We start from the raw sequence: 8879 nt of genomic DNA on the forward strand, positions 1-8879 counted from the left end.
GTTAGTAGGCTGAGTAGTCTCCTTTACGTGGTCACAAGCCACAAGAAAGCGTTCAACCTCTAACCTATCTACTCCAGCGACACATAGCTGCGTAGCCGGAGTATACCGCCGCTTCACTTCCTCATCATGCCGTCTCCTTTCGATTAATTGAACCCACTGTCCATATGTATATTTAGAACTCACGGTCTATCAAATTGGTGCGCGAACCTCACTTAAGAGGCATAGTCTTAATTCCTGAATCAGCTCTATCTTGTAGCCTAACCTGAGCCGTAATTCTGATTGCAATAATGTTGATCTAGCATATAATGAGGTCGCCCTCAGATTTGCCTCAAGCAGTTTTGGGGCATTTTCTGATGAAGTAATGGAGCGTTAGCCGTACTCAACACAGTTAAGTATTTAGAGGCGGAACACCCTCCGAGTGGGCCTGCCCGTTCTCGTCATCTTAACATTCGGTATTGCCATGTCTGAAAATCGATTGAACAGGTCGCAACCTCCATCGTCTGACCAACAGTATGATGCCTTCCTATCCCACAATAGCCAAGATAAGCCCGCTGTTGAATTACTGGCCCGTAAGCTTGAAGATGAAGCTGGATTGAAGACTTGGCTCGATAAATGGAATCTAATACCTGGTGACCCCTGGCAAGAGGCAATTGAGGAAGCCCTTACCCGGTCACTCACTTGTGTGGTTTTCTTAGGCCCAAGTGGATTCGGGGCTTGGCATCATGAAGAAATGCGCAACGCGCTCGACCTACGCGTTAGCAATTTCAATAACAAACTCCGCGTTATCCCCGTGCTACTGCCTGGCTCAATTATGCCAGAGCGCAGCAAGCTACCATCCTTTCTTGCTCGCCTTACGTGGGTTGATTTTCGTGCTGGATTAGAAAATAACGAATCCTTTCATCGTCTTGTTGCAGGCATTCGCAGAGTTGTGCCTGGACGTATGGATATTACTCCAAGCCCTGTCGTTATATGTCCATATCGGGGACTAGAGGTTTTTGACGAAGCGCACGCCCCTTTCTTCTTTGGCCGCGAGGCCATGACGCAACATTTGGTCGAGACGATGCGTCAGACTCGCTTTCTAGCCGTGCTTGGGCCATCAGGTAGTGGCAAATCCTCGCTGGCCCGCGCCGGCTTATTGCCAAAACTCAGGGCCGGTGCGTTGCCGTTCAGTAATCGCTGGAAATTTGTTAAATTCCGGCCTGGCTATCGACCTATAGAGGCTCTCGCAACCTGCGTGCTAGCTGAAAACATTTCGGCTGCTCCGGTTGAGGATTTAATAGAGAGGTTATCTACGGCAAAGAATGGACTGCATTTGGAGGTGCAGCTATACCTGACAAAGCAGTTTGCCGACGCTGAACGTGAAAAAGCGCGATGTGTTATTTTAGTTGACCAATTTGAAGAAATATTTACCCTCTGCCAAGACGAACAGGAAAAACTAAAGTTCATAGAGAATCTGCGCTATGCAGGATTTATTGAAGGCGGCCAGACGGTCATTGTTCTAACAATGCGGGCTGACTTTCTCCCACAGGCTGCACAATATGTGACCTTAGCTGAAATTATATCCGACCACCAATTCCTTGTTAGCCCTTTTGACGAAGCGGATATACGTCGGGTGATTGAGGAGCCGGCGTTGGCTGTGGGGCTGCGCTTTGAATCCGGGTTGGTTGAACGCATCTTAAGTGATTTTGGCAACGAGCCTGGTACTCTTCCACTACTTGAGGACGCATTATTACAGTTGTACGAGCATCGTAGCAGTGACTTGCTAACGCAGCAGGCTTATGACCAAATTGGGGGTGTGAAAGGCGCACTGGCCAAGAGGGCCGAAGATATATACAACCGGTTCACTCCAAAAAAGCAAGAGATTACGCGCCGCCTTTTGTTGCGTTTGACTCAGCCTGGGGATGGAACTGCCGATACACGACGCCGTGCCACAAGAGCAGAACTGTGGTCGCAGGCCGAAGAAAGGCAAGATGTAGATAAGGTGATAGAGGCGTTGACCAAATCACGCCTGATTTCGATAAGTAAGGTGGCTGACGGGCCTGAACAAGTGGATGTTGCACACGAAGCGTTGATTCGCGGTTGGCCTCGATTAGGTGGGTGGATAAATGAAGATCGTGCTGGACTCCGCTTGCATCGCCGTTTAACAGAAGCAGCAATGGAATGGGAACGCGATAACCGTGCGGAGGATTACCTGTATCGCGGCCTTAAACTAGCGCAGGCTGTGGAATGGCGAAGGGGTCATGAGGCGGCATTGAATGAAATCGAGCGCGAATTCTTAAATGCCAGCGTAGGGAGGGAGAATAGAGCAGACGAAGAAGAGAAAGAACGACAGCAACGCGAACTTGAAGCAGCCAAGAAAATCGCCGAGACTGAAACACATCGGGCTGAAACAGAACGAAAATCGCGCTTACGGTTGCGCTGGTTCTCAATAATCCTTCTCATCCTCTTGCTGGGCGCGGTATCACTGGCGATGTTTGCAATTCAGCAACGTAACCGCGCTAATGAAAATGCAAAGCGCAGTACCTTACTGCTCTATGCAGCGAATCTAAACCTAGCCAAGAGTGCCTTCGATGAAAAGCGGTGGATGAGAGGGTTTGATTTACTTGAAGGATACATACCGCAAGATGGGATGACTGATCAGGATGATCTACGCGATTTTTATTGGCGTCATCTTTGGCATCTGACTCATAACGAGAAGATGACGCTGGAAGGAAAAGAACAGAATGCTGACGTGGTGGCCTTCACGAGTGATGGGAAGATATTGGCAATGGGGAACTCTGACGGAACAGTGATACTGTGGGATGTCAAAGCTAAACGAGAAATAAGTAGGTTTGACAGTCAATCAGAGGGCATTGAGTCCGTGAGGTTTCTTGAGAATGACAACGTGCTTGCGAGCAGTAGTATAACTGGAAAGATAGAACTATGGAATATAAAAACCGAGCAAGAGGTAACAACATTCAATGTAGCAGACATAGAAGTGACCGAGGATGAAAATAGCTCGGTCGTTTTTTCGCCGGATGGGAGAATACTAGCAAGCACTGTCGTAGTAATTGAACATTGCGGTGAGTGCGGTATAGACCTATGGGATATAAAAAGTGGGAAGAAAAAGGCAACTCTTAAAGGGCATACGCAAAACATCTATGCAATGGCATTTTCGCCTGATGGGAAAACCTTGGCCAGCGGAAGTGCTGACCAAACTATTAAGATATGGGACTTGAACACGGGACATGAATTGGCGACATTGCGGGCCGAAGAGTGGGTTCGTTCGATAACTTTTTCCCCTGATGGGAAGGTTCTGGCAAGCGGTGGAATGACCGGAACAGTTAGTCTTTGGGATGTTCGTAGCCATCGTGAATTGGTGCAGTTGAAAGGGCATTCAGGCATTGTGAGGGTTGTAGAATTCTCGGCAGATGGAAAGCTGTTGGCGAGTGGGTGTGATGATGCCACTATAAAACTTTGGGATGTACAAAATAGGCAAGAGTTAAGGACATTAAAGAGTCATATAGAAACCATTAATTCAATAGTATTTTCACCTGATCGGAACATAGTGGCATCCGCAAGCGGCGACGGATGTGTAAAACTGTGGGAAATAAAGACTATTGAAGAATCAACGATGTTAAAAGACCACAAAGGACAAATGTGGCATGTCGCCTTTTCACCTGATGGCCAGATGGTTGCAGGTGGAACTGAGGATGGCTCGGTAGTGCTTTGGGATGTAAAGGAAGGCCATGAGGTGGCAACGTTTAGCGGGCACGACAACCCGATTAATGTAGTAGCTTTTTCACCTGATAGCAAGATTTTGGCTAGTGGTGATAGAGGGAACGTTTACCATAGTTCGAAACAAGGAAGAATAAAGCTATGGAATGTGCAAAGCGGACGGGAATTCTCGACGTTAATAGGACATACAGGTGCAATTCTTTCGCTGGCCTTTTCATCCGATGGCAAAACTTTGGCAAGCGGCGATAGCGACAACACCATAATAATTTGGAATGTGATAACCGGACACGAGGTTAGTAGATTGGCGGGGCACAAGAATTCAGTCAGTGCGGTAGCATTCTCTCCCGATGATAGAAACCTATTGAGTGCAGGTGATGATGGAACGATAAAGATTTGGGATGTGAATCAAGGTTTGAATTTGATGACATTGAAAGGCCCGGACGAAGTAGAAGTTTATGCAGCCGCTTTTTCTCCGCGTGGGGATATGGTGGCCAGCGGTGGTAAGGATAAGACAATAAGACTTTGGGACGTAAGAAGCAGGAAGGAAGTAGCTATATTGAAAGGGCATGAAGAAGCAATCCGTTGGATAGTATTTGCTCCTGACGGAAAATCGTTGGCCAGTGCGAGTAGCGATGGGACAGTAAAATTGTGGGATGCGCGGAGTGGACAAGAGCTAGTAACACTGCATAAGGGAGTTTGGGGAGACAGCGTTCATGGTCTATCTTTTACGAAAGATGGAAGATTATTAAATTGTGTGAGTTCAGATTGGGTGATTAGATTCTATTATGCAGCGACAGACGAAGAGGTGGCCAACCAAAGAACCAAGAGGACTGAGGCACATCTATTAGGAGATAGCACAGAGTGAAGTTCAACCTAGAATGCCGAGAGCTGAGTACGCTTTGGAAATCTGTATGATTGTCACATGGATTGTCACATAACCCCCATTCAAAACGCTGAAAAACGGCATAAAACGTGGTGGTACGCTATAGCCGAGGCGTAGCCCTACAAGCGCGACAAGTCCTTTGCAGTCAAGCGACTACAAAGGACTTGTTAGCACAGAAGAGTACGCACTAGGATTCGTCTTCGTGTTTTGACACGGTAGGGGTCTGCGGTTCAAATCCGCACGCGCCTATTTCTTTTATTTCAGGTATTCCAAACACTTAACCTGCCTTAATCCCTTTCAATAAAGCGTCGGTAGATGTGAGTAAGTAGCGATCAGCAGGGTCGGGGGAGGGCTCTAAACCGAAGACCAACCGTCCTTGCTCGTCTCACTTCGGCGCATATTTGTTGCGGTCATTCACGAGAGACAAAATAGCGTCCCGCCAGTTAGACGCACAGTGTTCTAGGGTGCGGCTTGACAGCACGTAGTGCTGAGACCTCCGCCCCAAATCCTTGCGCAACGAATCAACCGTCAGCAATAGCTCCAGGGCCTCAAGCCAATCCTTGTTGTCATTTGCCACGAGGTAACCTGTCTCCATGTGCCGGACGGTTTTTTCATAAGGCGGCACGCGGCTATAGATGCCCGGGATGCCGATGATGCTATAGTCCAAAAATTTTATGTCCGACTTACAGCGCGTGAAGGGGGTGTCTTCGAGCGGCGCTATGGCCAGGTCCCACCAGACGTTTTCCGACATCCACTTCATGAAAGCCGGGTACTCGACATTATCTCCCACATCGAGTTGCCGCACCGGCAGGCCATCGAATAAATCAAGAACAGCCTGGTCGGCTATGCCGCCCACCAGTTGAAACTCGACTTCGTCTTTGTGCTTTCTGAGAGTTTCGCGCACCGCCTGGAGGACCATCATCAGGTCTGAGTCGTGCGTGAGGGTTCCCATAAATCCGATCAACTTGCGGCCGTTCCCGCCGCGCGATTCGTTCTCCCCTGACGGCCTGCTTGAGACCAGCCGCTCGTCGAGCGCGTTCGGCACGACTTCGATGCGGTCATTGAAGCGCGACATTCGCTCTTTCAAAGGACCGGTCGAGACAATCAGCCCGTCGGCTTCGCGCGCGAGGTAGCGCACGACCATCATCTCTTCGGTCGTGAAGGCGTAACGCACCGGGCCTTGAACCCTCAAGTCAAGCAGGTTGTCGTCTATGGTGTAAATCAGACGCGACCGATCTGCGCGCGCGCGCTTGACGTATTGTTCGGCCAGTCGAAGCGTCATGCTCGGTTTTACGGTGCGTTCGATGATCACAACTTCCGCAGGTTCGTATTCCAGCCCCCAGCTCAACTGGAACGCGCCTTCAATGGTTGGGTGAGTGAGCGGGCGAAGAAGTCGGATGTAGCCTGACCCGTGAGGCCGCAAGTCATTGCTGTGCTCGTAAAGAATGTGGACTTTTAACATCTCGTTGATAGTCCTTAACCTTCTGCCGCGAACAAGGCGCTCAGGATGTTGAAAGCGGCCCGCTCAGGAAAGAATTGACAGACGTCATACATTGCCTGATGTTGAATTTGCGCGCGTAGCTTCGCATCCATAATCAATCGCTGCACGGCGTCGAGGCAGGCTTGCTGCGAAGCGGTGTTGACCATGAGGCTGTTTTCTTCATGACGCGCGAAGCTTGCAGCCCCGCCGCTTTCGGGCAGGATGACCGCCGCGCCGCAGGCCATAGATTCGAGCGCCGTCAATCCCATAGCCTGGAAAGTTGAGAAATCCACGAACATATCAACTTCGTTCAAAAGAAAAGCGAGTTGTGGCCTGGTCAAGACACCTGCGTTGCGCCAAGCGAAATCTTGCGGCAGCTCGCCGAACTCCGGATCGTTCGAGTCGCACCCGAACAAAATGATTTGCAAGTTGTCCTTGTGCATCCCATAGATCTCTCTCAGCACCTCCATGGTCAGACGTGGGTTGCGCCGGGGGGTGCTAGGCCGAATCATCGCAGCTATCCGCAGCGGCCGCGCGGGCCAGTCCCCGTCTCGGCGGTGGCGCGGTCGGTGAAGGTCCGTGTCAACGCTCGGCCCGACGACAGAACAATCCACCCTTATCTCTTTCTTAATGGTGTCGCGGTTCCACTCGGTCTTCGTCACGCGCACAAGGTCCGTGTAGCGCGTATAAGAATTCCACGCGGTTCTGAAAGCCGCAGTCCCCTCCGGGAAGAATCGCGGCTCGAAATCCTGAATGTAGTAGCCCCTGACCGGAAGTTGCGGGACCGGGGTTAGTGGATCGAGCCAGTCAACCGTCCCGCTCATTGCGGCGACGACCGCATCGTAATCGGCAAATAGGGCCGGTATGTATTGTTCGTTTTCCACGTCCACGAGAGGGAGCGTGACCCCTGAGTAGATTCGCTCAAACGCAGCGCGCCGGGCGGTGAGCGTCAGTATCCGCACGTCGACGCCCATTTTCTGCATGGCCGTGCCTTCCTGGATGATGACGTTAGCTCCCCCGGCGGGTTCCAGCAGCGGCAGGATGAAGAGCACGCGCTTGCCTTCCCATTTTGATTGGCCCTTTTCGATAATCTCTTGCCGCTCATGAATGAAGCGGCTGCGCGCGCGCACGCCTTCAAGCACACGGTCGTAGCGGCACACGGTCACGCCGTCGGCCAGCGGCTTCTGGCCGTGCTTTGCGACCAGCGCTTTGTCCGACCGTGCAACCAATTCTTTCCTGCGCTCGTTGGAGTAGCTGCGCGACTGGCTATGATAAATGTAAACGTCATCGGCGACTGCAAGCTGCCAGCCCGCCTTCGCCGCCCGTAACGAATAATCGTTCTCCTCGCCGTATCCCTCGCCGAACGTCTCTTCATCGAAATAACCTATTTCATCGATCAGCTTCTTCTTGATCATCAAGCAGAAGCCGTTCAGAAACGGCAGTCGCGGGTAGAGACGGGCCGAGCTTTGAGCGACCGTCTGGCCCATGTCGGCCACCGTCAGGTCTTCGGGCAATTCGTTTTTCGCCCAATCCGAGCCGTCGAAAATTTCCGGGACGGATTGCCATGAGGCCGTGTTCGATAGCGGCCCGATCAGGCCAATTCGAGGATCGGATTCGCCGCACGCGACCATGCGATCCAGCCAATCCGGCGTGACTTGTGTATCGCTGTTGAGCAGGATGGCGTAATCGGCTCTGGACTGCCGGAGCCCCTGGTTGGCCGCGTACGTGTACCCCCGCGCTTCCTCGTTGCGGATCAGTGCCGCGCCCTGGTATGTCGCGAAGTGTGATAAGTAGCCGCGCGTCTCTTCGTCGCTGCCATCGTCAACGAGAATCAGGGAGTAAGGCAGGCGCGTATAACGGACTAGCGAATCGAGGCAATGCTTCACATCATCAAGCGCGTTGTGCACGCAGACGATGATGTCAACGGTTGCCTGATGCGCCTGGAGTCGCGCCGCCGGCGCGACTTCCATCATTGGAAACGTTTTTTCAGAGACGGCGGACGTTGCCTGAGCGATGGCGGGCGCTGCGGATTGTGCTTCGGTGGGTGTGCCCTTAAGCTTGTTGATTACAGGCTTCAGGTATCGGTACTTGATTCGCCCATAGCGGCTCAGCAGGCGCCAGCCCAGAGAGTGTTTTATCTGAGACAGCTCGGCCTCGACGTTGGCCAGATGCGTGTTGGTGGCGGCCAGCAGCTCGTCTTGATGCGCGGTTTTCGCCGCGAGCATCTCTACCGTTGCGCCTCTATTCGCGAGCTGCGCCAACAGCCTTTCTGCCTCCGCGTTTCGATTTGCAAGCTGCGTAGAGAGCGCGCGGACTTTATGCTCGCTCTCTAAAAACTTCGCCGATAACTCGGAAAACTTCGCCAACAAATCGGCCACATCAGACTGCGCCACCTTGACGTGATGGTCTCTCTCCCGCAGTTGAGCGACCAGCAGCCGGTTCTGCCCGCTCAAGGTTTCGACGTAAGCATTTAACACCTTCGTGTCTTCGTCTTTTTGCTTAAGCTCCGCCGCCATTCGCAGCACTTCCCGCCCGTGCTCGGCGAGTTGAGCGTTGAGGGAGTGAATCTGCGAAACCAGATTCTCGACCTCCCGCCGCCGCCCCGCCTCTAACTCCTCGACCTGACGCGCCCGCGCCGCCTCTAACTCCTCAGCCTGACGCGCCCGCGCCGCCTCTAACTCTTCGACCTCCCGCCGCCGCCTCGCCTCTAACTCCTCGACCTGCCGCGCCCGCTCTGCCAACTCGTTGCGCTGCTCTATCGTCAGCTCGCGCCGCGCCTGATTGTCCTTCTCCAGCTGC

3 protein-coding genes are annotated in these 8879 nt (G+C 52.3%); 1 reads left to right on the plus strand and 2 read right to left on the minus strand.

Going from position 1 to position 8879, the window contains the following annotated elements:
* The first annotated feature begins 418 nt into the window (after positions 1–418).
* Positions 419–4582, plus strand: a complete 4164-nt coding sequence (locus VJ464_25360) for a TIR domain-containing protein (protein ID HKQ08474.1) — start codon at positions 419–421, stop codon at positions 4580–4582.
* Positions 4583–4985: 403 nt separating this feature from the next.
* Here the strand turns inward: VJ464_25360 and VJ464_25365 are convergent, their stop codons facing one another.
* Together VJ464_25365 and VJ464_25370 are read right to left on the minus strand one after the other, a co-directional pair.
* Entirely contained in the window at positions 4986–6062 is a 1077-nt protein-coding gene (locus VJ464_25365; protein ID HKQ08475.1) for a glycosyltransferase, read from the minus strand.
* Positions 6063–6076: 14 nt separating this feature from the next.
* Positions 6077–8879, minus strand: a 2803-nt coding sequence (locus tag VJ464_25370) for a glycosyltransferase (GenBank protein HKQ08476.1), incomplete at its 5' end; no start/stop codon positions are given.

The organism is Blastocatellia bacterium, assembly GCA_035275065.1.
In the GTDB taxonomy this organism is placed as follows: Bacteria; Acidobacteriota; Blastocatellia; order UBA7656; family UBA7656; genus DATENM01.

What these genes read in the sequence shown, in the direction of transcription:
- VJ464_25365 (HKQ08475.1), bottom strand. Translation starts at nt 6,062, where the DNA reads ATGTTAAAAGTCCACATTCTTTACGAGCACAGCAATGACTTGCGGCCT.